This window comes from Actinokineospora sp. NBRC 105648, assembly GCF_030269645.1.
Classification (GTDB): domain Bacteria; phylum Actinomycetota; class Actinomycetes; order Mycobacteriales; family Pseudonocardiaceae; genus Actinokineospora.
The window spans coordinates 24,390-49,293 of sequence record NZ_BSTR01000059.1 but is presented as its reverse complement, the minus strand read 5'-3'; the positions used below and the strand labels follow the sequence as shown (position 1 = coordinate 49,293).

Here is a 24,904-nt window from a genome sequence, read left to right as displayed (position 1 = left end):
GCTTTGTTTGGGGAGAAAAGAGGCGCTAGCCTGACCCAGGCGGTGGGTATCCCTTTCCCACCCGCTCTACCCACGGCGCCTCTTTTCTTAGGGGCCCCAAACAAAGCCACTCCACCCAATCGAGCCCCACCACGAAAGCCCCACCAAGACCCAACAAGGCTCTACGAAGGCCAGCAGAGCCCAAAACGTCATGTCGGAAACCAGCGAGCCCAACCCCACCCCCACCGCCCAAGATGGACAGATGCAGCTCCAGACCCCGCTGACCACAACGACCCGCTACACCATCACCCCATCACCCATCGCCGACCTCATGCTCACCACCGACGGCCCCAGCATCACCGGCCTCTACATGCTCCCCGAGCACCGCCACTTCCCCGGCCCGGCCGCCGACTGGGTCCAGGACCCGACCCCGTTCACCGAGGCGAAGTCCCAACTGGCCGCGTACTTCGCCGGTGAGCTCAAGGAGTTCGACCTCCCGCTGGCCCCCAGGGGCACACCGTTCCAGCGCACCGTCTGGCAGGCGCTGACCACCATCGGATGGGGCGAGACCACCACCTACGGCGCCCTGGCCCAGATCCTCGGCAACCCCAACAGCTCCCGGGCGGTCGGCATGGCCAACGGCCGCAACCCGGTCTCGATCATCATCCCGTGCCACCGGGTCATCGGCTCGGACGGCTCGCTGATCGGCTACGGCGGTGGCCTCCCCCGCAAGCAGCAGCTCCTGAGCCTCGAGGGCGTCGGCGTCCCGGCCCTGTTCTGAGCCTCGCGCGCGCCCACCGGAAGGTGATACAACAGCGCTGTCACATTGCGCGGGCGGCACATCCCAGAGGGGGCGGCGTTGTACGACCACGGTGAGCCACACGCGACGGGGATGCTCGACGTCGGCGACGACAACCAGGTGTACTGGGAGGTCTCCGGCAACCCCCGGGGCAAGCCCGCGCTGGTCGTGCACGGCGGCCCGGGATCCGGCTGCACCCGGCGCAACCGCGAGTTCTTCGACCCCGACCGGTACCGCCTGGTGCTGCTCGACCAGCGCGGCTGCGGTCGCAGCACCCCGCACGCGAGCGACCCGGCGACCGACCTGCGGCCCAACACCACCCACCACCTGATCGCCGACATGGAGCGGCTGCGCACCCACCTGGGGATCGACCGGTGGCTGCTCTCCGGCGGCTCGTGGGGCTCGACGCTGGCCCTGGCCTACGCCGAGGAGCACCCGGATCGGGTCACCGAGATCGTGCTGTCCGGCGCCACCGTGCACCGCGCCGCCGACATCGAGTGGATCACCGGTGGGGTGGGCCGGTTCTTCCCCGAGGCCCTCGAGCGCTTCCGCGCGGGCGCGGGTGGGGCGGCCGACGTCGTGGCAGCGTACGCGCGGCTGGTCGCGAGCCCGGACCCGGACGTCCGCGCCAAGGCCGTGCGGGACTGGACGACATGGGAGGACACGGTGGTGTCGCTGGAACCCCACGGCGACCCGGTTGCCTACAGCGGACGCCCGCCGCGAGCACTGGTCGCGCTGGTGCGGATCGTGACGCACTACTGGTCGAACGGGGCCTGGCTGCCCGAGAACGCCATCCTGGACAACGCCGCCCGGCTCGCGGGCATCCCCGGCACGATCCTGCACGGCAGGCACGACATCGGCGGCCCGGTCAGCGTGGCCTGGGACCTGGCGAAGGCGTGGCCGGACGCCCGGCTGGTGGTCGTCGAGGACTCCGGGCACACCGGGAGCCCGGAGTTCTACCGGCTCAAGCGGGAGACCATGGACCAGTACGCCGACCAGACCCGCTGATACCTGGGCTAGTCCAACCCGACCAACCCGCACCGGTACGCCAGCACGACCGCCTGGGTCCGGTCCCGCACCCCGATCTTCGCCAGCACCCGCTTCACGTGCGTCTTGGCCGTCGACTCGGCGATCACCAGCACGCCGGCGATCTCGGCGTTGGACAGCCCCTCCGCGACCAGCCGCAGCACCTGCGTCTCCCGGTCGGTGAGCCGGTCCAGGCGCGGGTCCGGCGTGCTCGTCGGCGACCGGCGGACGAAGTGCTCCACCAGGTCCCGGGTCACCGCCGGGTCCAGCAAGGTCTCACCCGCGGCGACGATCCGCACCGCGTCGATCAACCGTTCCGGTGAGGCACGTTTGAGCAGGAACCCGCTCGCACCGACCCGCAGGGCGCCCCACACGTACTCGTCGTGCCGGAAAGTGGTCAGTACCAACACCTTCGTGCCCGGTTGGGAGGCCACCAGCCGCCGGGTCGCCTCGACGCCGTCGATGCCGGGCATCCGGACGTCCATCAGGACCACGTCCGGGGACAACGAGTGCGCCAGGTCCACGGCCCGCAGCCCGTCCGCTGCCTCGCCGACCACCTCGATGTCGCCCGCGGTGCCCAGCACGACCCGAACCCCCGCCCGCAGCAGGGAGTCGTCGTCGACCAGCAGCACCCGGATCACGGCAGCGGGAGCAGCACGCGCAGTCGGAACCCGCCCCCGTCACCGCCTCCGTGCTCGGCGGTCCCGCCGAGCGCCGCCGCCCGTTCGGCGATGCCCGCGAGCCCGCGGCCCGGCCGGTACCCGATGGGCGGGCCGCACCCGTCGTCGCGGACCTCCAACACGGCCTCCCCTTCCTCCGTCAGCACGGTGACGCTCGCGGAGTCCGCGCGGCCGTGGGTAAGAGCGTTCGTTAGAGCCTCTTGCACTATCCGGTACACCACCAACTCGACGGCACTGGGGAGTTCGGCGTCCACCCGCAGGGCGACGTCCATACCGACCTCCGCCATCCGCCGCACCAAGCGGTCCAGCCCCGGGCGGGGGCCGTCGGGGCGCAGGGTGGCGAGCACCCGGTCGAGTTCGTCGAGCGCCTCCCGGCCGGTCCGCTCGACGCTGGAGAGCAGTTCCCTGGCCTGATCGGGGTCGCTGTCGAGCACCAGCCGACTCGCGCCCGCCTGCACCAGCATCACGTTGACGGTGTGTCCCACCAGGTCGTGCAGCTCCCGCGCCATCCTCGCCCGCTCGTCGGCGGCCACCGCGCGGCGCAGGAGCACCCGCTCCGCCTCCTGGCGGTCACGCCGCCGGGCGCCGGCGTAACCCAGCGCCCACACCAGCAGCCAGACGAAGACCGTGCCCGCGGCCGTCACCGCGGAGGCGTCCTGAGCGGAGACGTAGGCCAGCACGCCGGGCAGCACGACCACCGGACCGACCAGCGCCCGCCGCGGGGTGCCGTACTCACCCAGGCTGTAGAGCGCGAGCAGGTTGACATACGGCGACGCCGGGTTGTCCGGCCCCCACAGGCCCTCGACCTCCAGCGCCGCGGTCCCGACCAGGTACGCCGCCAACGGGAACCGCCTGCGCAGCGCCAACCCGCCCGCGATCAGCGCGGAGAGCCCCAACGCCCGCGCGTCGTGCGCGCCGGCGACTGCCATGGCCACGAAGGCCAACGCGGCCAGGGCGCCGTCCACCGCGGACCTGGGTACCCGCCGCGCCACCTCCATCACACCCACACCTCACCACACTCAGCCGAGCGCCGGCCTGCGCAGCGCGGCCAGCCCGGCACCGAGGACCACCACGACCCCGGCCACCCCCAGCACGCCGATCAGGGGCGCCGGCGAGGTCCACGCCCGACCCGCGTACGCGGTGGCCGCCAGCGCGGCGAACACCGCCGCGTAACCGGCGACCGCGGCCAGCATCACCCGGGTCCTGGTGCCGAGCAGGATCGCCAGCACGGCGAACACCTGGATGGCGTGGATGCCCGCCGCGTGCGCCAGCTTGGCGCTCCCGGCGGCGCCGAAGACCAGGTCGAAGGGCACCTGACCGGTCGCGTCCACCACGGCCTCGCCCGCCACGATCATGTCCCGACCGATCCAGCCCGCGACCAGCTGGGCCACCAGCCCGGCCACCGCGGCGATCTTGGCCACCCGCGCGCCGCGGAAGCCGACCGCCGTCCAGACCAGCATGATCATCAGGGCCAGCACGACGAGCACCACGGACATGCCCATCCAGCTGAACACGTCCTCGTTGAACCCGGGGTCGCGGCTGAAGTGCGAGGGCACACCGCGCCAGCGCTGCAGGGTGATCAGCCCGACCTCGATCAGCGACGTCGCACCGAGCAGCCCGACCGGCACCCACCCCCAGGCCCGCGAGCGCAGGTTGCGCAGCACCCACACCACCGACCAGGCCAGCAACCCGAACGACAGCCCGAACACGACGGGCTTGCGCCAGCTCACCGGGCCGAGCCACGGGCCGCCGTCGAGCAGCGCGATCACACCGTGGACGAGGCCGGACGCCAGCAGCACCGTGCCGCACCACCAGAGGAACCACTGCTGCCCAGTGACCGGGCGGACCGCAGCCCACACGGCCCGCACCATCCCACCGAGCCCACCACCGGCGGTGGACGGCGGCACCCCCGCGCCCCTGGGCACCTCACCTGCCGCATCTGCACTGCCCGGATCGGCGCCACCCCTGGCCCCCGACTCGCGGCCCGGCCGGACCGCGACCGCACCACTGAGCTGTCCACCACCGACCTCACCGCGACCAGCCAGCGGAGCGCGACCCTGCGGGGAAGCCGCCGAGCGGCTGCCCTGCCCGCCGGCTGCCTGCTCACCCCCCGGCCCGGCACCCCCCGCCACCACACCCACGCCCCAGCCGTCGCCCCCGCGCCCCGGGCCTCCCCCGACCCCTCGACCAGCACTGACCCGAGCCCCACCCACCGGGCCGCGGTCCGGTTCCTCGCCGAGCTGTCCGCGCACCACCCGCCGACCATCCCGCCACTCCTCGCCCGCGCCGACCGGCCGGGCACCACCCCCGCTCACATCCCCGCTCCCGTCCCGCCAACCCGCCACGTCGCCCGTTCCAGCCATGCCGTCCCCCTCACTGCGTTCCATAAGCACGGACGGTAAGCAGCGCCACCTCGGAAAACGTCCCCCGCGCGAGGTCGATCGGCCTACCCCCGCCGAGGCAGCCGACCCCGGCACCGCGTCGGGGATGACCCCGATACGCGCCCGAATTGCGCCGTTCGGCTGTAGCTGTGGTTTAGACCACAGCCTATTTTGGTCCAGACCACATGGTCGATTACGCGAGGGAGACACAGACAGTGGCGAACAGATGGAAAGCGGCCGCCGTGCTGGCCGCGGTCCTGGTCACCGGCGGGCTCGCCGTGCCGCAGGCACAGGCGCACCCGGACCGGCACGACCGGGCGCGCACCGTCGGGTACTTCACCCAGTGGGGCATCTACGCGCGCGACTTCGTGGTCCGCGACCTGGTCACCAGCGGTACCGCGGCGCGCCTGACGCACATCAACTACGCGTTCGGGTCCCTCGACGAGCAGGGTTCCTGCGTCAGCTCGGACGCCTGGGCCGACTTCCAGAAGCCGTTCAGCGCCGAGCAGAGCGTCGACGGCAAGGCCGACGAGCCGGGCCAGAAGCTCGCGGGCAACCTCAACCAGCTGCGCAAGCTCAAGGCCAAGTACCCCCGCCTGCGGGTCAACATCTCCCTCGGCGGCTGGAGCGGCTCGAAGTACTTCTCCAACGCCGCGCTGACCCCGCAGTCGCGGGCGGCGCACGTCAAGTCCTGCCTGGACCAGTGGATCAAGGGCGACATCGCGGGCCCCGGCGCCGCCGCGGGCGTCTTCGACGGCATCGACCTGGACTGGGAGTGGCCGGGTAGCGCGGCCAACCCGGGCAACGTCGTGCGGCCCGAGGACAAGGTCAACTTCACCGCGCTGGTGCAGGAGTACCGCACCCAGCTCGACCGGCTGCACCGCCGGGACCGGCCCGACCTCACCGCCTACCTGCCCGCCAACCCGCTGCAGCTGGACAAGGGCTTCGAGGTCTCGAAGATCTTCCGCAACCTGACCTTCGGCACCGTGCAGGGCTACGACTACCACGGCGCCTGGGACCTGGAGACCAACCAGCAGTCCGCGCTCCGCACCCCCAAGGGCGACCCGACCCCGGCCCCGGGCTTCAGCTCGCAGGTCACCGTCGACTCCTACCTCACCCGGGGCGCCCCGCGCGACAAGATCGTCCTGGGTGTGCCGTTCTTCAGCCGCGGCTGGACCGGCGTGCGCAACGTGAACAACGGCCTGTTCCAGCCCGCCACCGCGGCGGCGCCCGCCACCTACGAGGCGGGCAACGAGGACTACAAGATCCTCAAGGCGAAGCTCGGCCAGTACAAGGTCTACCGCGACGAGCGGGCGGGCCACGCCTGGCTCTTCGACGGCAGCACGTTCTGGACCTGGGACGACCCGATCGAGATGCGGCGCAAGGCCCGCTACATCACCGACCGCCACCTCGGCGGCGCGATGATCTGGTCGCTGGACAACGACACCGCCGACGGCGAGCTGATCGCCGCGCTCCACCGCGGACTGTCGCATTAGGACAACCGGGCCCCGGGCTGTCCACCCGCCCGGGGCCCGGTCCCCACCCTTGCGCCGATCGGCCTCTGGATCACCGGCCCGCGCCGGCCTACGGTTCGCGTACCCACCAGGAAGGGGACGCCTCCGATGGCCTCTCGCGCAACCGCGTCCGAACGGCGCACCCCCCTGCGGCACAACGGATGAGCGGCTGGCCGGAACTGCGTTCCGCGCGGACCGTCCAGGCGGGCCACGCCCCCGGCACGGTCATCCGCTGCGGGGTCACCGACACCGTGCTCGCCGACGTCCCGGTGTCGGTCGTGTTCTTCTTCGACCACGTCCTCGACGACGCCGTGCTGGCCGCGGGCCTGGCCAAGGCGCTCGCCCTGATCCCGGCGTTCGCGGGCAGGCTGCGCACCACCGGCGACGTCCTCGAGCTGCTCTGCGACGACACCGGCGTCCCGCTGAACACCTACGACGTCGACGAGACGCTGCCCAAGGCCATCGGCCGGGTGACGCTGCCCGGCGCCGGTTTCGTCGACCACGTCGAGGCCGCCGCCGCGCGCGAGGGCGGCCTGCCGCTGCTCACGGCGCGGTTGAGCAGGCTGTCCGACGGCGCGTCCGCCCTGGGCTGCTCGTTCCACCACGCGGTGGGCGACCTGGCCAGCTTCATGCTGCTGGTGCGCGCCTGGTCGGCGGCGGTCGAGGGGGTGGAGCCGCCGGAGGTCACCCTGGTCGACGACCCGGACGCCTACCTCGACGAGGTGTTGACCGACGAGGACTCCGGCCGACCCGGCTTCCGCGTCCCGACGCCCGCCGAGGCCGAGGTGCTCGGTCGCGAGTTCGAGGCCGCCGTGCGCGCCAACCGCACCGTCCAGATCTACTTCGGCGACGCCGAGATAGCCCGGATGCGCGACGAGGTCAGCACACGGGCCGACCGGAAGCTCTCGACCAACGACGTGCTCGTCGGACACGTCGCGAGCACCCTGCGCGAACTGGACGACGACCCGGCGGCGCGCAGCATCGCGATGCCGGTGAACGTCCGGCGCTTCCTCGGCCTCCCGCTGGGGGTGATCGGCAACCTCGTCAGCGAGATCCTCCTGCACTGCCCACCCGCCGCGAGCGCCGAGGAGATCGCCACCGGCGTCCGGTCCGCGGTGGAAACGTTCCCGCGGTCGCACCTGAACCTGCGCACCAACAAGGAATTCCTGGCCTCCGTCGGCCGCAACCGCTTGCGCGAGTGCGTACCCATCGGGTTCGACCCGCGGGAGCGCACCCTGACCATCACCAACTGGAGCCGGTTCGGCATCTACGACGTGTCCTTCGGGGGTGCCACACCGGTGTTCTTCAGCCCGACGTCGAACCTGCAACTGCCGTGGGTCTCGTGGATCGTGGAGGGCTTCGCCAACACGGGTCTGCTGTTCACCATCGCCGTCCCCGCGCGCTTGGCCACCACCTTGCGGGGCACGGCGGGCCGGGAGGCCCTGCACCGGTACCGATCCGCCGACGACCCGCTGCCGGAGCTGGCGACACAGGTGCGGAAGTTGGCCTAGGTTCGAACACATGTTCGAACAACCGTGGTAGGATTCTAGGTATGAAAGGGGATACCCGGGCGGCCGTGGCGAGGTACTACCAGCCCTGGCCGGTCCCGGTCCAGGCCGCGCAGCACACCGACTCCACGGTCTTGGCCGACATCGGCGACTGGGTGACCAGCCTGCGACAACAGGGACGAGTCGGCTCCGAGGTCACCTTCGCGATCACCGGTTCCGTCGGCGTGCTCACCGACGAGACGGGCGAGCACGTGCTGCCGCAGAGCGCTTTCCTGGTGTTGAACCGCCACGGGCTGCATGTGTTGGAAGCACACGCCTTCTGGCGGCACTACCAGGAGATGTGAGCCCCCGCCCGGCCCCGGAGGGACCCGTGCCCCCACCCCACCAGACCGCACGTTCCGCCGGTACTGCTCGATTGAAGGTGGATCCCTTCCCCGCCGCTTTACCCACCGCGCCTCTTCCGGGGTCCCCAGATCAAGCCACACCACTCAATCGAGCCCCCAACGCAAGCAAGCACCGACGGGCAACCCCAAGCCCCCTGAGCAATTGCGTTGCCAGGCACGACTTTAAGCCCTCAAAGACAGGTCGTGCTCCAGCGCACGCCCGGTGAGAACGCGGCCTAAGACTCGCGTTCCTTGGCACGACGCCGTTTCCCCTCATGCATCGCCTGCACCCGGGCCACCGGGATCCCGCGTCCCTCCACCACCAGGTCCTCCGGCAGCACCTGCCCCGAAGGCACCCCGTCGGCCCAGGGGTCGGGCAGTGACAGGGCCGTGCGGACGGTGAAGTCCGCCGGTGTCACCCGATCCAGGTCGTCCCAGGCGACCGGGAACGACACCTGCGTCCCGGGTCGGATGCGCGGGCTGTAGGCGGCCACCAGCGTCGCCCCGTAGGCCCGGGTCGAGTCCAGGAAGACCTTCCCCTCCCGGTCCTCCTTGATGTACGCCGTGGTCGCCACCTCGGGGTCCACGCGCTCGGCCCGGGCCGCCAACGCGCGCGTCGCCGCGGCGACGTCATCCGGCGGCGTGGGCGCGAGCGGCACCAGCACGTGCACGCCCTTGGCGCCGCTGGTCTTCACGATCCCGGTCAGGCCGTCGTTCGCCAAAGCCTGGCGCACCAACGCGGCCGCCGCGACGACCACCTCGAAGCCCACGCCCTCCGGCGGGTCCAAGTCGATCACCAGGTGCGTGGCCGGGGACTCCAGCGGCGACAGCGGGACGTGGTACTCGACCGCGCGCTGGTTGGCGAACCACAGCAGCGTGCGCCGGTCGTCGCACACCGCGTAGGAGATGGAGCGCTTCGAGGTCTCCGCCCACACCGGCACCGTGCGCACCCAGGACGGCGTGTACTTCGGCACGTTCTTCTGCATGAACGGCTCCTGCCCCGGCCGCACCCGCACCACCGACAGCGGTCGGTCGCGCAGGCCGGGCAGCATCCGCTCGCGGACGCCGTCGAGGTAGTCCACCAGGTCGCGCTTGGTCGCCGAGGCGCCGTCGAAGAGCTCCTGGTCGAGATTGGTCAGCGAGACCGTGTCGCGGACCTCGTCGCTGCTCACGCGGCCACTCTGCCACACGCCCCGACCGGTCGACGGCGGCCGCGGCGCACCGGTTCGTCCCCGCCTGCTCCCATTCCCTAGGATCGGTGTTAAGTCGGTGTTTGATCTCGGGCAAGATCGGGTACACCATGGAGTCAGACGAACCGGACACGAGGACGTAGATGCCGACATCGCCGAGCACCGTGGCTGTGCTGGACGTCGGCTGCTTCAGTGCCCACCTCCTGGTCGTCGACGCCGCGCTGGGCTCACCGGAGCACCCCGTGTTCACCCACAAGGTGCGCCTGCGCCTGGACAAGTCCCTCGACGAGAACGGCCACCTGCGCCCCGATGGCGTGGCGGCCGTCGTCGAGGCGGTGGCGGCGGCGCGGTGCAAGGCCCGGCGGGCCGGGGTCACCGAGTTCGTGCCGTTCGCGACCTCGTCGGTGCGCGACGCGGCGAACGCCGACGAGGTGGTGCGCCAGGTCGCCCAGCAGACCGGCGTGCGCCTGCGCCGCTTCAGCGGTCGCCAGGAGGCGGCACTGGCCTACCTGGCCGCGCGGCGCTGGTTCGGTTGGTCGGCGGGCCCGCTCACCGTGCTCGACGTCGGCGGTGGCACGGTCGAGCTGGCCGCGGGCGAGTCCGACCGGCCGCTGGTCGCCCGCTCACTGCCCTACGGCGCGCGCAGCCTCACCACGATGGGCATCACCAACGCCAAGACCGTCCAAGAGCTGATCCGCTCCGCGCTGCCCGCGGAGGACCTGGCCCTGCTGCGGGCCGGTCAGGCGATCGGTTGCTCGAAGGTGTTCCAACAGCTCGGCAGGCTGGTCGGCACCGGCTCGCTGCGGGTGAGCGACCTGGACGCCTGGATCCCCCGGCTGGCCCGGCTCTCGGCCAGGAGACGCGCGAAGCTGCCGGGCATCTCCCGGCACCGCGCGGAGCAGTCCCTGGCGGGCGCGGTGGCCGCCCGGGCGCTGATGGGCGTCACCGGGCACCGCGCCGTGCGGATCAGCCCGTGGTCGACCAAAGAGGGACTGCTGCTGGCCCTGATGGAGCGCGGGCCCGAGGCCGCGCTCACCGACGCGGCCTGACCAGTTCGGACAGACCGCCCGCGCCGCGGCGTTTCACCCCGCCAGGTCGAGGTACCCCTAGGTCATGACGGTTATGTCGGCGGTCGAGGTATGGGGGGTCACCGTGCCCGCTGAGCCGGGGCAACTGCACCGCGCCCGGCACGGGCTGCGCGAGTGGCTGCTGGACGTGGGCGTCGGGCGCACTACGCGCGAGGACGCCGTGTGGTCGGCGGACGAGGCGATGAGCGACGCTATCGCCAACGGCTACCAGAGCGGCACCGGTCTGACGGCGCTGACGCTAAGCGCCCACGTGGACGACGAGGTCGTCGTGGTCACGGTGGTCGATGAGGGGCAGGAGCGGCTCAGCGCCCCCAGCTCCACACTCGCGAGCCGCGGGATGGCGATCGTGCGGGTGCTGGCCGACCAGGTGAACCTCGCCGTCGCCGACGGCCGCACAACCTTCACCGCCTGGTTCACCCGGGCCTGAGCCCGTTCGGGCGCCCCAAAGAACACCCGCCCGGACATTCGCCCGCCGGTTCGCCCGCCCCGACACTGGGTCTCCCCGACGCCGGGAGCACACCATGGCCGACGAACCCGTCCTGCACCCGGGCACCAGCTCCGATTGGGTGCTCTACCTCCAACAGCTACTCAACCAGCACTACCAGCAGAGCGTCGTCGACGAGAACGGCGCGTTCGACGAGGCGACCGAGAACGCCGTGCGGCACCTGCGCCAGCAGAACGGCCTGCCCAATGATTCCACTGTGGACGACGAAGTCTGGTCGGTGCTCACCGCCCAGTCGAGCCAGTCGAGCCAGTCCACCCAGGCCAGCCAGTCCGCGACCACGAGCGGCGACGGCGGACACGACGGCGGCGGCAACAACGGCGCCGAGGGCAACGACGCGGGCGGCGAGCCAGCGGCGGAGTCCACCGACCGATACCTCACCGGCGAGGAGGCCACAGCAGCCGACTCGGTCTTCCAAGGCACCCTGGACACCGGCCCGATCGTCCTGTCCGAGGGCGGCATCCTGGCCGTCGGCGGTTATGCCCGCACACTGCCCGACCACGTGACCTTCCCAGACGGCACACTGAGCCACCCACCGTCCGGATTCATGCACTGGCTCATGCACGAACTAGCCCACTGCTGGCAGTACCAGCAGGGCGCGAGCGTCCCGGGCCTGATCATGTCCGCCCTGGGTGGCGACTACGACTATGGCGGCGAACAGGGCCTGCGAGACGCGGTGGCGAACGGACAACCATTCGACGACTTCGGCTATGAGGAACAGGCGTCGATCATCGCCGACTACTGGCAGGCGGCGAACAGCGGCGGCGACACCTCGGCCTTTGACCCGTACATCAGGACCATCCGGGACGGCACCTGGACCCAGGCCCCACAACAGGTCGACCACTAGGGCCTACCCAGACCCAAATCTCCTTCCGTTTCTCTAAATCCCTTTCTGTTCCCTAAATCCCTTCTTATTTCTCCAATCTCTTTCTGTTTTCCTAAATGCCGAGCCCGCTGGTACGCAACACCCGTTACGTTTGTGCTCGATTGGGTGGACTGCCTTCGTGTGGGGGGAGGCGACCGCTAAACTTGACCTGTGGTGGGGATGCCCTTCTCCCCACGCTTTTTCCCCACGCGGTCGCCTAGGGGCCCCACGCGAAGGCAGTCCAGCCAATCGAGCCCCGCTCTTGCTCGGGCAGCTCGCGAGGTGTGCCGCACGCCGACCTACGGTCGACCGTCTTCGGTGGCTCATCGCTGGGGTTGCCCGAGGAAAAGATGGGGGCTCGATCTAGTGAACTCACTTCGCGCGGGGCCCCTAGAGCACCGCGGTGGCGAAAAAAGGGCGGGTGAAGGGCATTCCCCACCACCGGTCAAGTTTAGCGGTACTCCTCCCCCACACGAAGCGAGTCCACTAGATCGAGCATTCGTAGCGGGTGTTGCGTTCCAGCGTGGTCGGCCTATCCGCTGCGGTACCAGCGGGGACGGGACCCTGTCGGGTGCCAGCGGGGTCGGGACTCCTGCGTTCCAGCGGGGTCGGGACTCTCTTGCGTTCCAGCCGGGGTCGGCCTATCCGCTGCGGTACCAGCGGGGCGGGATCACTGGAGGCTTGTGCACCAGTACTCAGGTAATCCTCGGTGTTTCGCCGTATCGGGCCAGTACGGCTGCGCGCAGGTCCTCGTCCGATCGTGGCACTGGCTCGATGAACACCTCGGTGACGTCGCCGTACTTAGCTTGCAGGTCACCGGCCAGGCGGACGCACACGTGCTCCAGCTCGCCTGCCGTGAGTGTGTCGTCGAAGTCGACACGTGCGCAGACGAGGACGCTGTCGGTGCCGGTGAGCATGGTTTGCAGGTCGACTACCGCGTCCACCTCGGGCGCGGCCGAGAGCGTGTCGCGGATGCCGTAGACCAGGTCGGGGGCGGCTTGACGGCCGATCAGCAGGGCCGCGTTGGCCCGGCCGAGCAGGAAGGCGACCGAGGCGAGTAGGGCTCCGATGGCGATCGAGGCAATCCCGTCCCACACCGACGAGCCGGTGAGCTGGTGCAGGCCGACCCCGCCGAAGGCGAGCAGCAGACCGCACAGTGCGGCGGAGTCCTCGTAGAACACCGTGGTCGAGGTCGGGTCGTCGCCGTGGCGGAGCTGTTTGCGGAATGGGCGGCCTGCCTCGCGGGACTCGCGGCGGACCTGGCGCAGGGCCTGGGCCCAGGAGACCGACTCCAGCAGGAATGCCGCGGCCAGGACCGCGTAGGCCCAGATCGGTGAGGTCTGCTCCTCGGCCTCGCCGAAGACGGTGGCGAAACCCTCGTAGAAGGCGAACATCGAGCCGGAGGCGAAGATGGACACCGCGGCCAGCAGGGACCAGAAGTAGCGGGCCTTGCCGTAGCCGAAGGGGTGCGCGCGGTCGGCCGGTTTCCGGGAGACGCGGAGCGCGGTCAGCAGGAGGAGCTCGGTGAAGGTGTCCGCCACCGAGTGCGCTGCCTCGGACAGCATCGCCGCCGAGCCGGTGATCAGGCCCGCCACCAGCTTGAGGATCGCGATCAGCAGGTTGACCGACCCGGCCAGCACCACGGTCAGCGTGCTCTCGCCGCCGCCCTCGTTCCCGTCCGCCACCCCGCGATCCTAGATCGGCGCGGTCACCCCCGCTCAGCCGCGAGAGTCCTACCGGGCCACCTCGCCGAGTGCGGCGATCGCGGCCGCGAGCTGGTCGTCGCGCAGGTACGGCGCCGGGCCGAACCGCAGGTACTCGCCTCGGCTGTCGGTGAGCACCCCACGACCGGCGAGTGCGCGTTGGAACTCCCCCGCGCGCGGGGAGCGCAGTGACAAGAAACCGCCGAAGGCTTCGCGTGGGGCCGAACGGTCCCGTGTGATCACCGCGTCGGGGAGGTCCAGGGCGTCGAACGCGGTTGCGAGGACCTCGTTCTGGTGCAACGAGATCTCGCGCAGCACTGACGGGGTGAGGCCCTGGGTGTCGAAGAAGTCGAGGACGTGCGTGGCGCGGTAGTGGCTCGTCGGGTCGTAGGTGGAGCCCGCGAACCGGGTGGCGCCGCGGCCGTAGGCGACCAGGGTCGGGTCGCGCTCGTCGGCGAGGGCGTCGAACTCGGCGAACCAGCCGGTGATCACCGGGCGGGTGTCCTGGGCGTGCGGCGGCAGCCGCAGGAAGCAGTTGCCCTCACCGAGCTGCAGGTACTTGTAGCCGCCGCCGACCACCCAGGCGTCGGCCAGGCCGTCGAGGTCGAACGGGACGACGCCGAGCGCGTGGTAGGCGTCGACCAGCAGCTCGGACCCGTGCCGCTCGCAGGCCCGGGCGACCGCGGCCAGACCGGGCACCAGCCGCGCGGTCTCGAACAGCACCGAGGACACCAGCACCGCCGCGGTGCGGTCGTCCACCTCGGCCGCCAACCGCTCGGCGAGCGAGTCGACCGGGGTCGCGGGCACCCGCACGATCTGGATGAACTCCTCGGCCAGCCTGCCCAACTGCCTGCGCAGCGTGTGGAACTCGCCGTCGGTGGTCACCAGCCGGGGCCGGGCCGTGATGTCCACGGCGGACAGGAACCGCACCACCAGCTCGTGGGTGTTGACCCCCAGGGCGATGTCGCCCCCCGGGTCGCCGACCAGCCCCGCGTACGCCGCGCGCACCCGGTCGGCGCGCTCGGCGGCGCGCCCCCACTTCTCGTCCACGGCCAGCGCGGCGTCGTCGAAGGCCTCGATCTGGCCGGCCAGCGCCACATCCGGCCACGCCTGGTGCGAGTGCCCGGTCAGCAGCAGCCGCTCGCCCACCCGGAACCGCGAGTAGTGCGCGGCCAGCTCGGCGGCCCTCACAGCTCGCTCCGCACGGCCCACAGGTCCGGGAACGCCGGGTCGAACAGGGTGCCGCGCAGGTACGCCGCCCCCGGCGACCCGCCGGTCCCCTGCTTGGTGCCGATCGTCCGCTCGACCATCTTCACGTGCCGGTAGCGCCATTCCTGCAACCCCTCGTCCAGGTCCACCAGGTATTCGGCCACTGTGGACGGTCCACCGTCGTCGGCGTAGACCGCGAGCAACACCCGCTGCAACGCGGGCGAGGGCACCAGCGGCAGGGCCACGTCCCGGCCGAGCACCTCGGCGGGGACCTCGTACCCGTGCGCGGCCAGGTAGGTCAGGAACGAGTCGAACAGCGAGGGCCGCGACATCGCCGCCTCGATCCGCGCGCGCTGCTCACCGCCCTCGGGGTAGTGCGCGAACGCCCGCCGGTCGCGGCGGCCGAGGACCGCCTCCAGCTCGCGGAACTGCGCGGACTGGAACCCGCTGGAGGCGTCCAGCCGGGTCCGGAAGCTGGTGAACTGGCGCGGGGTCATCGTCTCCAGCACGTCGATCTGGGCGACGATCACCTTGAACACGGTGAGGATCCGGCGCAGCGTGCGGGTCGCGTGCGCGGTGTCGCCCTGCGCCAGCGCGGCCTGCAGGTGGGCCAGCTCGTGCAGCAGCTGCTTGAACCACAGCTCGTAGACCTGGTGGATGACGATGAACAGCAGTTCGTCGTGCTCGTCGGAACGCGGTCGCTGCGCCTCGAGCACCTCGTCGAGGGCGAGGTAGGCGGTGTAGGTGAGCGCCGCTGACGTGTCTGTCGCTGGGGTGTCTGTCGCTGGGGTGTCTGTCGCTGTGGTGTCTGTCGCTGTGGTGTCCGGGGTGGTGGTCACGGGGTCATCGCTCCGTCGAAGTGGTGTTGGGCGGGCTCGGCGAGTGCGGGGTAGACGCGGTGGAACAGCTCGACGGCCGCCCGCCGGTGCGCCGGTGGCGGCACGAGGTCCTCGGGCAGCTCGGGGTCGAGCAGGGCGAACTGGCGGTAGGCGTGCACCAAGCGGACCCGGGCGACGAAGGCCGCCCTGGGCTCGGTCCGCGTCGCGGCGTTGGTGAACTCGGCGACGAACGCGCCGTACCGCTCGGCGAGCGCGTCGAGGTCCCAGACCCGGGGGACGAAGTCGGCGAAGTCGGGGACCGCGGCGGGCGCGCCGACCAGCACCCCGGCGTGCGCGGCGACCTCGAGGTCGGCCAGCAGCGCGGCGACCTCGGTGCTGCGGTCGTGCGGGGCCAGCCAGGTGCCGTCCTGCACCTGGCCGAAGCCGAGGAACCGGAGCCTGCGCACCAGCCGCGCCCGGGCGACCCGCTGGTCCTCGGGGATGGCGTGCCAGAGCACGGTCCACCGCCCGCCCTCACCCGGTCGGGTGCCCAGGGTGAAGATCCGCTCGTCCCCCTCGGCCAGCACCGCGGCGGCGCGGGGGGTGATCCGGTAGTGCACCATCCGACCGTCGCGCACCCGTTCCAGCAGGTCGCGCTGCACGAGCCGGGTGAGCGCGACCCGGGCGGCGCCCGCGCTGAAGCCGAACTCGCCGAGCAGGGCGACCAGACCGCCGGACCACACGGTCGTGTGCTCCCGCGGCTCGCCCTCGCGGTGCACGAGGTGCGATCCGAGAATGGTGAGGACGAGGTCCTGCGGCGCCTGCTCGAACACGTCCCCCACTTTAGTTGACACCTCAGCTCGGTCAACCGTAGAGTTTTTCGCAGTGACCCCGGCCACAAGGGTGTGACGCTGGTGAAGGTCGGTATCGGACTCCCCAACACGGTTCCCGGGTGCGACGGCGCGACGCTGGTCGAGTGGGCCCGCCGGGCGGACCAGGGACCGTTCAGCACGCTCGCGGTGCTCGACCGGCTGCGCTACGACAGCGTCGACCCGTTCGCCGCGCTGTCGGCCGCCGCGGCGGTGACCACCCGGATCGGGCTGGCCACCATGATCGCCATCGGCCCGCTGCGCTCCCCCGCGGTGCTGGCCAAGCAAGCCCTCTCGGTACGCGCGCTCTCCGGCGGCCGGTTCACCCTGGGCCTGGGCATCGGCGCCCGCCTGGAGGACTACACGATCGCCGGCGTCGACCACCGCACCCGCGGTGCCGCGCTCTCCACGCAACTGGCCTTCCTGCGCGGCGAGCTGGCCGCCAGTGGCATCGGCCCCGCCGCGTCCGACATCCCGCTGCTCGTCGGCGGCGGCAGCGGCACCGCGCTGACCCGGATGGCCCGCTACGCCGACGGTTACGCCCACGGCGGCGGCCCGCCGCGCGCCTTCGCCTCGGCCGCCACCAAGGCCCGCGCCGCCTGGCAGGACCTCGACCGACCGGGCGCGCCGCTGCTGTGGGGCCAGGGCTACGTCGCGCTGTCCGACCCGGACCGGGGCCGCGACTACCTGCGCGACTACTACGCCTTCACCGGCCCGTTCGCCGACAAGATCGCCGCGGGCGCGCTCACCAGCCCGCGCGCGGTGCGCGACTTCGTCCGCGGCTACGCCGAGGCGGGCTGCGACGAGCTGGTCCTGTTCCCCACCACCGACGACCTCGACGACGTGGCCCGGCTCGTCGACGCCTTGGGCGACGGGCACCGCGGATGAGGGTCGCGGTCACCGGCGCGGGTCCCGCCGGGCTGTACCTGGCGATCCTGCTGCGCAAGGCGGGGCACGAGGTCACCGTGCACGAGCGCAACGCCCCCGACGCGACGTTCGGGTGGGGCGTGGTGTTCTCCGAGGAGACACTCAACGCGCTGCGCGAGGCCGATCCCAAGACCCATCTGGAGATCACCGACTCGTTCGCCCGGTGGTCCACTGTGGACATCCGGTACCGGGGCGAGCTGCTGCGCTCGCACGGGCACGCGTTCACCGCCATCGCCCGTCGCCACCTGCTCGCGATCCTGCGGGCCCGGGCGGTCGAGCTGGGCGCCGACCTGCGCTTCGGCAGCGAGGTCGAGCAGTGGCCCGAGGCCGACCTGCTGGTCGCCGCCGACGGCGCCAACAGCCGCACCCGCGGCGCCGACCGGCACTTCCGGGCGAAGGTGTCGCCGCAGGGCTGCAAGTACGTGTGGTTCGGCACGGACCTGGTGCTCGACGCGTTCACCTTCGCCTTCCAGCAGACCGAGTTCGGCCTGTTCCAGGCGCACGCCTACCCGTTCGACGAGCACACCAGCACCTGGATCGTCGAGTGCGCCGAACCGGTCTGGCGGCGCGCCGGGCTGGACGCGATGAGCGAGGCCGAGAGCATCGCGTTCTGCGAGCGGCTCTTCGCCGAGGACCTGCGCGGCCACCGGCTGCGGTCGAACCGCTCGCTGTGGCTGGACTTCCCGCTGGTGCGCTGCGCCACCTGGCACCACGGCAACGTGGTGCTGCTCGGCGACGCCGCGCACACCGCGCACTTCTCCATCGGCTCGGGCACCAAGCTGGCCATGGAGGACGCGATCGGGCTGGCGACCGCGCTGGAGCGCCACCCCGACCTCGACGCCGCGCTCACCGAGTACGAGCTGGAGCGCCAGCCGGTCGTGGAGCGCTTCCAGCAGGCAGCGGGTGAGAGCGCGGCGTACTTCGGCCGCACCGCGAACTACACCGGTTTCGAGCCCGTGCAGTTCGCGTTCAACCTGCTCACCCGCAGCGGCCGGGTGTCGCACGCCAACCTGGCGCAACGCGACCCGGAGCTGATCCGGGTGCTCGACGCCTGGTTCGCCGGTGCCCGCCTGCCCGGCGCCATCGCACCCGCACCCCTGTTCGCCGGGTTCGGGTCGCTGAAGAACCGGCTGGTCGGCGAAGAGCACTCGTTCGACGCGGTGATCACCCGTGCCCGAGCCGGTTTCGGGCTCGTCCTGGCGGGCCCGGTGGCCGTCGACGCGGCGGGCCGGATCACACCCGCCACACCGGTGCTGGACTCCCCCGGCGACTGGGCGGCGCTCGCCGACAAGGTGCACGACGCGGGCGCCGCGCTCGGTGTCCGCCTCACCCACGCGGGCGCGCGCGCAGCCACGCGGCCGCCGACCCACGGCCGCGACATCCCGTTGGTCGGCAGCGAAACGTGGCCATTGATCGCTGCTTCCCCGATCCCATATGGGCCCTTCAGCCAGGTCCCGACCGAGTTGACCGACCTGGACGGCACGGTCGCGGCCTTCGCCGAAGCGGCGGGAGTCGCCGCCACGGCCGGGGTCGACGTCCTGGAACTCGACATGGCCGACGGGCACCTGCTGGCCGGTTTCCTTTCACCCCTTACCAACCACCGCGCCGACGGCCCCCGCGAGGCGTTCCCGTTGGCGGTTCTCGACGCGGTGCGCGCCGCTTGGCCGAGGCTGCTGATCGTCCGGTTGACCGTCACCGACCTGGCCCCCGGCGGCACCAGTGTCGACGACGGAATCGCCCTAGCGCGCCAGGTGCACGAGCACGGGGCGGACCTGATCCATGTCCGCGCGGGCCATACCAGGCCCGACTTCCGCCCGGACTACCGCAACGGCCACCTCACCGCGCTCTCCGACCGGGTGCGCAACGAGGCAGGCGTGCCGACCCTGGTCGGCGGCCACCTCACCACCACCGACCAGGTGAACACCATCGTGGCCGCGGGCCGGGCCGACCTGTGCCTGCTCACCCCAGCCGCCTCCGCGATCGAGGCGGTGGTGCTGCGATGAGCGACCACTTCGCCGACCTCACCTCACCGCAGGTCGCCGCCTTGCACACGGCCATCCGCACAACCGTGTTGCTGCTGCCGGTCGGTGCCGTCGAACCGCACGGCCCGCACGCCCCGCTCGGCACCGACCCGATCATCTCGGACGGCATGTGCGCCCGCGTCGCGGAACGGCTGCGCGACGACCCGGAGGTGCGGGTGCTCATCCTGCCCGCGGTCCCCTACGGCGTCACCGAGTTCGGCGCGGCGTTCCCCGGCGCGGTCGGCGTCCGACCGTCCACAGTGCACAGCATGGTGGTCGACATCGCCGAGTCACTGCACGCGCAAGGGTTTGCGCACACGATGGTCGTCAACAACCACTTCGAGCCCGCGCACGTCAACGCCCTGCGCGAGGCCGTGCGCACCCTCGCCGACCGGGGCGTGCGCACCGGGTACCTGGACCTGGTGCGGCGCAAGGCGGCCGCGCGGCTCACCGAGGAGTTCCAGTCCGGCTCGTGCCACGCGGGCCGCTACGAGACCTCGCTCGTCCTCGCCGACCGGCCCGAGCTCGTCGACACCGGGATCATGGTGGGCCTGCCCGCACTGACCGTGGACATGCCGGGCGAGATGGCCGCGGGGCACGCCGACTTCCCGGCCATGGGCATGGACCGCGCCTACTGCGGCGCGCCCGCCGAGGCGACCGCGACCGAGGGCGAGCAGACCTTCGGCACACTCACCGACCTGCTGGTCGAGGCCGTCCGCGCCCAGGTGGCGCGGGACTGAGAGGAGCACGGTGCTGCGCTACGACGACCTGCCCGACCAGCTCAACCTCGCCTCCTACTTCCTCGACGCCAACCTCGACCGTGGCCGGTCGAACCGCACAGCCCTGCTCGGCCCGATCGGCCCGACCACCTACGGCCAGCTCGCCGAGCTGACCAACCGGTACGCGAACGTGTTGCGGGACAAGGGAGTCCGTCCAGGGGACCGGGTGCTGCTCGCGCTCGCCGACGGAGTGGGGTTCGTCGCCGCCTGGTACGCCGCGCAGAAAGTCGGCGCGATCACCGCAGAGGTGTACACCTTCCTGCCCGCCAAGGACTACGCATACTTCCTCGGCTACACCGACGCCGCCGCGGTGATCGCCGACCAGCTCACCCTGGGCCGGTTGCGCGAGGCCGGGACCGGGGACCGGACGCTGCTGATCACCGGCGCCGCCGGGCTGGACCTGCGCCCCGGTGAGCACGACTTGGACGCGCTCGCCGCCCGAGCCCCGGTCGAGGCCGAGGCCGCGCCGACGCGCCGCGACGACGTGGTGCTGTGGAAGTTCACCACCGGCACCACCGGCGCGCCCAAAGCTTGCGCGCACACCGCCCGCAGCCCGGTCCTCAGCCACGACTGGTACGCCCGCGGCGTGCTCGGGGTGGACCAGGACGACATCGTCCTCCCGGTGCCCAAGCTGTTCTTCGGCTACGCCCGCGATCTCGCCGCGCTGTTCCCGTTCGGCGTCGGCGCGGCGGGCATCGCCTTCGCCGACCGCAGCACGCCCGAGCGGATCTTCGCGCTGATCGCCGAGCACCGCCCGACGGTGCTGGTCAACGTGCCCACGATGATGGCCGCGATGATCGCCCACCCCTCCGCGGCCGAGCAGGACCTGAGCTGCCTGCGGCTGTGCACCTCGGCCGGTGAGGCGCTGCCCGCCGAGCTGCACCGCAAGTGGGACAACGCATTCGGTGTCGAGGTCATCGACGGTATCGGCTCGTCGGAGGCGTACCACATCTACATCTCCAACCGCCCGGGCCAGGCGCGCGTAGGCAGCATGGGCACCCTCGTGCCCGGCTACACCGCCCGCGTGGTCGACCCCGACGGCGTCGAGCTGGGCGACGGCGAGACCGGCGTGCTGGAGATCAGCGGCGCGACCGCGGCCCTGGAGTACGTCGGCGACCCGGCCAAGTCCGCGGCCACCTTCCCGGGCGCCGACACTGTCCACAGTGGAGATCTCGTCAGTCGCGCGGACGGCGCTTTCCAGTACCGGGGGCGGGCCGACGACCTGCTCAAGGTCAGCGGCATCTGGGTCGCCCCCAGCGAGATCGAGCACTGCCTGGTGGGCCACCCGGACGTGCTGGAGTGCGCCGTGCTCGGGCACGAGACCGACGGGCTGATCCGGCCGCACGCGTTCGTGGTGCGCACCGGCGAGGTCACCGAAGACGACCTGAGAACCTATGTGCGGCAACATCTCTCCCCGCACAAGACCCCCGCGCGGGTGCTGTTCGTCGACACCTTGCCGCGCACCACCAACGGCAAGCTCGACCGGCGCGCGCTGCGCGGCCTGGACGTGGCGCAGTGAGGCGGGTCGTGGTCACCGGCGGCACCCGCGGCATCGGCGCGGCGATCGCGGCCCGGCTGCGCGCCGATGGCGACGAGGTCGTGGCGCTGGGCCGAGCCGACGGCGACGTGACCGACGAGGCCGCCGTCACCGCGCTGTTCGCCGAGCTGGGCCAGGTGGACGTGCTGGTCAACAACGCCGGCGTGTCCACCAGCGCTCCACTCGCGCGCACCAGTGTCGCGCAGTGGCAGGAGCAGTTCGCCGTGAACGCGTTGGGTGCCTTCCTGTGCACCCGCGCGGTACTGCCCGGCATGGCCGAGCGCGACCACGGGCGGATCGTCACCGTGGCCTCGACCGCAGGCCGAGTCGGCTACCGCTACACGGCGGGCTACACCGCGTCCAAGCACGCCGCCATCGGCCTGATGCGCGCGGTGGCCGCCGAGGTGGCGGGCACCGGGGTCACCTCGAACGCCGTGTGCCCCGCGTTCGTGCGCACCGACATGACGACCGACGCGGTGCACCGCATCATGGACCGCACCGGCCGCGACGCCGCCCAGGCCGAGGCCGCGCTCGCCGCGGCGGCGCCACTGGGCAGGCTGCTGGAACCGGACGAGGTCGCGCACGCGGTGGCCTTCCTGGCCGCCGGGGCGTCCGGGGCGATCAACGGGCAGGCGCTCGTGCTGGATGGAGGAGGAGTCCAATGAGTCCGTTCCGGGCGTCGCCGGGGTTCACCGCGACCTGGGAGCACTTCGGCTTCGAGGTCGCCGACGGGGTCGCCACGGTGACCCTGAACCGGCCGGACAAGCTCAACGCGCTCACCTTCGAGGCGTACGCCGACCTGCGCGACCTGCTCGCCGAGCTGCCGCACCGCGGTGACGCCAAGGTGCTGGTGCTGCGCGGGGAGGGCCGGGGCTTCTGCTCCGGCGGCGACGTCGAGGAGATCATCGGCGAGCTGCGCGGGTTCACCCCCGCCCAACTGCTGGAGTTCACCCGGATGACCGGCGCGGTGGTCAAGGCGCTGCGCGAGTGCCCGCTGCCGGTGATCGCCGCGGTCAACGGGATCGCCGCGGGCGCGGGCTCGGTCCTGGCGCTGGCCAGCGACTTCCGGCTGCTGGCCAAGACTGCCGCGTTCGCGTTCCTGTTCACCAAGGTGGGTCTGGCGGGCGCGGACATGGGCTCGGCCTATCTGCTGCCCCGGCTGGTCGGCCTGGGCCGGGCCACGGAGCTGTTGATCCTGGGCGACAAGGTCCCCGCCGAACGCGCCGAGCGGATCGGCCTGGGCACCATCGTCGACGACCTGCCCGCCGCGACCACCGCGCTGGCCCGCAGGCTGGCCGACGGCCCGGCGCTGGCCTACTCCACGACGAAGGTGCTGCTCACCCGCGAGCAGGACATGGACCTCGGCTCGGCCATCGAGCTGGAGGCGATCACCCAGGCGCTGCTGATGAAGTCCGCCGACCACGCCGAGTTCTACAACGCCTGGCGCTCCGGCGTCGCCCCGGTCTGGAGTGGACAGTGACCACCAACAGCACCAACAGCACCGACAGCGTGAACCCCGAACAGCCGACCCCGCACCGGATCGTGACGGCGCCCGACCTGGCGCCGCCGGTCGGCTTCGCGCACGCGGTGGTCGCCGCGCCGGGGCACACCGTGCACCTGGGCGGTCAGACCGCGCAGGGCCCCGACGGCACGATCCTGGGTACCACCGTGGTCGAGCAGTTCGACCAGGCCGCCCGCAACGTCGTCACCGCGCTGGCGGCGGCGGGCGCGACCCCGGTCCACCTGGTGTCCCTGCTGATCTACGTCACCGACGTCGCCGCGTACAAGGCAGCACTACCGGAATTGGGCCCACTCTGGCGCGAGCACTTCGGGCGCCACTACCCGGCCGTGGCGCTCTTCGGCATCACCGAGCTGTTCGACACCGAGGCCATGATCGAGCTCCTGGCCACCGCGGTAGTCCCCGAGGGGAGCACGGATGAAGCTCTCCGCTGACCACGAGCGGCTCCGCGACCACGCGGAAACGCTTGCGGCAGGACCACTCCAGGACGTCGCAGGCCGCGGCACCCCCGGCAGGCTCAACCGCGAGCTGCTCTTGGCGCTGGCCGAACACGGGCTGCTCGGCCGGATCTTCCCCGCGGACGGCGGACTCAAGGCGCTCGACCTGTGCGTCATCCGCGAAGCCCTGGCCCGGCACTGCACCGAGGCCGAGACCGCGTTCGCCCTGCAGGGCCTGGGCGCGTACCCGATCCTGCTGTCCGGCACACCGCGGACCAGGGACACCTGGATCCCCCGGATCGCGGCCGGAACCGCCGCCGTCGGGTTCGCCCTCACCGAGCCCGAGGCCGGGTCCGACGCCGCCCAGCTCGCCCTCGCCGCGACAGCGGACGGCGACGGGTTCGTGCTCACCGGCGAGAAGACCTACATCTCGCACGCCCCCGAAGCCGACGTCTACTCGGTCTTCGCCCGCACCACCCCCGGCGCCGGGTCGCGCGGCATCACCGCGTTCGCCGTCCCGCGCGACTCCCCCGGCCTCAGCGGCGAACACCTGGAACTGCTCGCCCCACACCCCATCGGTCGCCTGGTGTTCGACGGGGTCCGGGTCGGCCCCGACCAACTCCTCGGCGACCGCGACCAGGGATGGGCCGTGGCGATGCGCACGCTCGACATGTTCCGGCCCAGCGTGGGCGCGTTCGCCGTGGGGATGGCCCAGGCCGCGCTCGACGCCGCCGTCGCCCACGCGGCGCGGCGGCAGGCGTTCGGCCGCGCGCTCTCGGCGTTCCAGGGCGTGTCCCACCAACTCGCCGACGTCGCCACCCGACTCCGCGCGGCCCGACTGCTGGTGCACGACGCCGCCGCGTCCTACGACGAGAGCGGCGGCGGCACCGGGCACCTGTCCGCGATGGCGAAGCTGTTCGCCACCGAGACCGCCCAGGTAGCGGTCGACCTCGCCATCCAGGTGCACGGCGCCCGGGCGCTCGAACGCGGCCACCTCCTCGAACACCTCTACCGCGAGGTCCGCGCGCCCCGGATCTACGAGGGCGCCTCGGAGGTACAGCGGGAGATCATCGCCCGCAGCCTGTTCCGCTGACCCGCCGAACTCCCGCCCCCACCTGACGCCCTCCCCTTGGTCGATGCCCCCGCCCGCCCGGCTGTCGGTGTCCGCTG

The 24,904-nt window shown here is 71.9% G+C and carries 24 protein-coding genes; 16 read left to right on the top strand and 8 right to left on the bottom strand.

Annotated elements, in window-relative coordinates; translation table 11 throughout:
• The first annotated feature begins 241 nt into the window (after positions 1–241).
• Together QSK30_RS32445 and pip are read left to right on the top strand one after the other, a co-directional pair.
• Entirely contained in the window at positions 242–760 is a 519-nt protein-coding gene (locus tag QSK30_RS32445) for a methylated-DNA--[protein]-cysteine S-methyltransferase (RefSeq protein ID WP_285508806.1), read from the top strand.
• A 78-nt stretch (positions 761–838) separates the two neighbouring features.
• Positions 839–1,786, top strand: a complete 948-nt coding sequence (gene pip / locus QSK30_RS32440; protein WP_285508804.1) for a prolyl aminopeptidase — start codon at positions 839–841, stop codon at positions 1,784–1,786.
• 8 nt (positions 1,787–1,794) lie between these two features.
• On the opposite strand, the gene QSK30_RS32435 is transcribed toward pip, so the two are convergent.
• The 3 genes from QSK30_RS32435 to QSK30_RS32425 are packed head-to-tail and all read right to left on the bottom strand — an operon-like array spanning position 1,795 to position 4,409.
• Positions 1,795–2,445 carry a response regulator gene (locus tag QSK30_RS32435; RefSeq protein WP_285508803.1) on the bottom strand — a complete coding sequence of 217 codons (651 nt, stop codon included), beginning with the start codon at positions 2,443–2,445 and terminating at the stop codon, positions 1,795–1,797.
• Positions 2,442–3,482 carry a sensor histidine kinase gene (locus QSK30_RS32430; RefSeq protein ID WP_285508809.1) on the bottom strand — a complete coding sequence of 347 codons (1,041 nt, stop codon included), beginning with the start codon at positions 3,480–3,482 and terminating at the stop codon, positions 2,442–2,444. The genes QSK30_RS32435 and QSK30_RS32430 overlap by 4 nt, the downstream gene beginning before the upstream one ends.
• 21 nt (positions 3,483–3,503) lie before the next feature.
• The gene (locus QSK30_RS32425; RefSeq protein WP_285508802.1) at positions 3,504–4,409 is read right to left on the bottom strand and encodes a hypothetical protein; all 906 of its coding nucleotides are present in this window, start codon (positions 4,407–4,409) and stop codon (positions 3,504–3,506) included.
• Between the two features lie 671 nt (positions 4,410–5,080).
• Here QSK30_RS32425 and QSK30_RS32420 point away from each other — a divergent pair.
• The 3 genes from QSK30_RS32420 (at position 5,081) to QSK30_RS32410 (ending at position 8,231) form a co-directional block, all read left to right on the top strand.
• On the top strand, positions 5,081–6,361 hold the full coding sequence (locus QSK30_RS32420) for a glycoside hydrolase family 18 protein (protein WP_285508800.1): 1,281 nt from the start codon (positions 5,081–5,083) through the stop codon (positions 6,359–6,361).
• Positions 6,362–6,540: 179 nt separating this feature from the next.
• Complete coding sequence (locus QSK30_RS32415; RefSeq protein ID WP_285508799.1) at positions 6,541–7,890, top strand: acyltransferase; 1,350 nt, start codon at positions 6,541–6,543, stop codon at positions 7,888–7,890.
• A gap of 41 nt (positions 7,891–7,931) precedes the next feature.
• On the top strand, positions 7,932–8,231 hold the full coding sequence (locus QSK30_RS32410; protein WP_285508798.1) for a hypothetical protein: 300 nt from the start codon (positions 7,932–7,934) through the stop codon (positions 8,229–8,231).
• A 275-nt stretch (positions 8,232–8,506) separates the two neighbouring features.
• On the opposite strand, the gene QSK30_RS32405 is transcribed toward QSK30_RS32410, so the two are convergent.
• A complete protein-coding gene (locus QSK30_RS32405) occupies positions 8,507–9,442 on the bottom strand; it encodes a DNA polymerase domain-containing protein (protein ID WP_285508796.1) in 936 nt (311 codons plus the stop codon).
• A gap of 161 nt (positions 9,443–9,603) precedes the next feature.
• On the opposite strand from QSK30_RS32405, the gene QSK30_RS32400 reads away from it, so the two are divergent.
• From QSK30_RS32400 to QSK30_RS32390, 3 genes are all read left to right on the top strand, one after another.
• Positions 9,604–10,509, top strand: a complete 906-nt coding sequence (locus tag QSK30_RS32400; protein WP_285508794.1) for a Ppx/GppA phosphatase family protein — start codon at positions 9,604–9,606, stop codon at positions 10,507–10,509.
• A gap of 64 nt (positions 10,510–10,573) precedes the next feature.
• A complete protein-coding gene (locus QSK30_RS32395; protein ID WP_285508792.1) occupies positions 10,574–10,975 on the top strand; it encodes an ATP-binding protein in 402 nt (133 codons plus the stop codon).
• 94 nt (positions 10,976–11,069) lie between these two features.
• Positions 11,070–11,897: a peptidoglycan-binding domain-containing protein gene (locus tag QSK30_RS32390; protein ID WP_285508790.1), complete on the top strand. Its 828-nt coding sequence runs from the start codon at positions 11,070–11,072 to the stop codon at positions 11,895–11,897.
• A 713-nt stretch (positions 11,898–12,610) separates the two neighbouring features.
• Here the strand turns inward: QSK30_RS32390 and QSK30_RS32385 are convergent.
• The 4 genes from QSK30_RS32385 to QSK30_RS32370 are packed head-to-tail and all read right to left on the bottom strand — an operon-like array spanning position 12,611 to position 16,478.
• On the bottom strand, positions 12,611–13,600 hold the full coding sequence (locus QSK30_RS32385) for a cation diffusion facilitator family transporter (protein ID WP_285508788.1): 990 nt from the start codon (positions 13,598–13,600) through the stop codon (positions 12,611–12,613).
• 48 nt (positions 13,601–13,648) lie between these two features.
• Positions 13,649–14,809 carry a kynureninase gene (locus QSK30_RS32380; RefSeq protein ID WP_285508786.1) on the bottom strand — a complete coding sequence of 387 codons (1,161 nt, stop codon included), beginning with the start codon at positions 14,807–14,809 and terminating at the stop codon, positions 13,649–13,651.
• Entirely contained in the window at positions 14,806–15,666 is an 861-nt protein-coding gene (locus tag QSK30_RS32375; RefSeq protein WP_285508784.1) for a tryptophan 2,3-dioxygenase, read from the bottom strand. The genes QSK30_RS32380 and QSK30_RS32375 overlap by 4 nt, the downstream gene beginning before the upstream one ends.
• Complete coding sequence (locus tag QSK30_RS32370; protein ID WP_285508783.1) at positions 15,663–16,478, bottom strand: PaaX family transcriptional regulator; 816 nt, start codon at positions 16,476–16,478, stop codon at positions 15,663–15,665. Before QSK30_RS32370 ends, QSK30_RS32375 begins: the two co-directional genes overlap by 4 nt.
• 81 nt (positions 16,479–16,559) lie before the next feature.
• Between QSK30_RS32370 and QSK30_RS32365 the strand changes: the two genes are divergently transcribed.
• Genes QSK30_RS32365 through QSK30_RS32330 form a run of 8 tightly spaced genes read left to right on the top strand, consistent with a single transcriptional unit; the run spans position 16,560 to position 24,827 of the window.
• A complete protein-coding gene (locus tag QSK30_RS32365) occupies positions 16,560–17,402 on the top strand; it encodes an LLM class flavin-dependent oxidoreductase (protein ID WP_285508781.1) in 843 nt (280 codons plus the stop codon).
• Entirely contained in the window at positions 17,399–19,444 is a 2,046-nt protein-coding gene (locus QSK30_RS32360; protein WP_285508778.1) for an FAD-dependent monooxygenase, read from the top strand. The genes QSK30_RS32365 and QSK30_RS32360 overlap by 4 nt, the downstream gene beginning before the upstream one ends.
• A complete protein-coding gene (locus QSK30_RS32355) occupies positions 19,441–20,202 on the top strand; it encodes a creatininase family protein (RefSeq protein WP_285508777.1) in 762 nt (253 codons plus the stop codon). The genes QSK30_RS32360 and QSK30_RS32355 overlap by 4 nt, the downstream gene beginning before the upstream one ends.
• A 28-nt stretch (positions 20,203–20,230) precedes the next feature.
• A complete protein-coding gene (locus QSK30_RS32350; protein ID WP_352231657.1) occupies positions 20,231–21,760 on the top strand; it encodes a benzoate-CoA ligase family protein in 1,530 nt (509 codons plus the stop codon).
• Positions 21,757–22,443 carry an SDR family NAD(P)-dependent oxidoreductase gene (locus tag QSK30_RS32345; protein WP_285508775.1) on the top strand — a complete coding sequence of 229 codons (687 nt, stop codon included), beginning with the start codon at positions 21,757–21,759 and terminating at the stop codon, positions 22,441–22,443. The genes QSK30_RS32350 and QSK30_RS32345 overlap by 4 nt, the downstream gene beginning before the upstream one ends.
• Positions 22,440–23,258, top strand: a complete 819-nt coding sequence (locus QSK30_RS32340) for an enoyl-CoA hydratase family protein (protein WP_285508774.1) — start codon at positions 22,440–22,442, stop codon at positions 23,256–23,258. The genes QSK30_RS32345 and QSK30_RS32340 overlap by 4 nt, the downstream gene beginning before the upstream one ends.
• Entirely contained in the window at positions 23,255–23,731 is a 477-nt protein-coding gene (locus QSK30_RS32335; protein WP_285508773.1) for a RidA family protein, read from the top strand. The genes QSK30_RS32340 and QSK30_RS32335 overlap by 4 nt, the downstream gene beginning before the upstream one ends.
• Complete coding sequence (locus tag QSK30_RS32330; RefSeq protein ID WP_285508771.1) at positions 23,715–24,827, top strand: acyl-CoA dehydrogenase family protein; 1,113 nt, start codon at positions 23,715–23,717, stop codon at positions 24,825–24,827. Before QSK30_RS32335 ends, QSK30_RS32330 begins: the two co-directional genes overlap by 17 nt.
• The last annotated feature ends 77 nt before the right edge of the window (positions 24,828–24,904 follow it).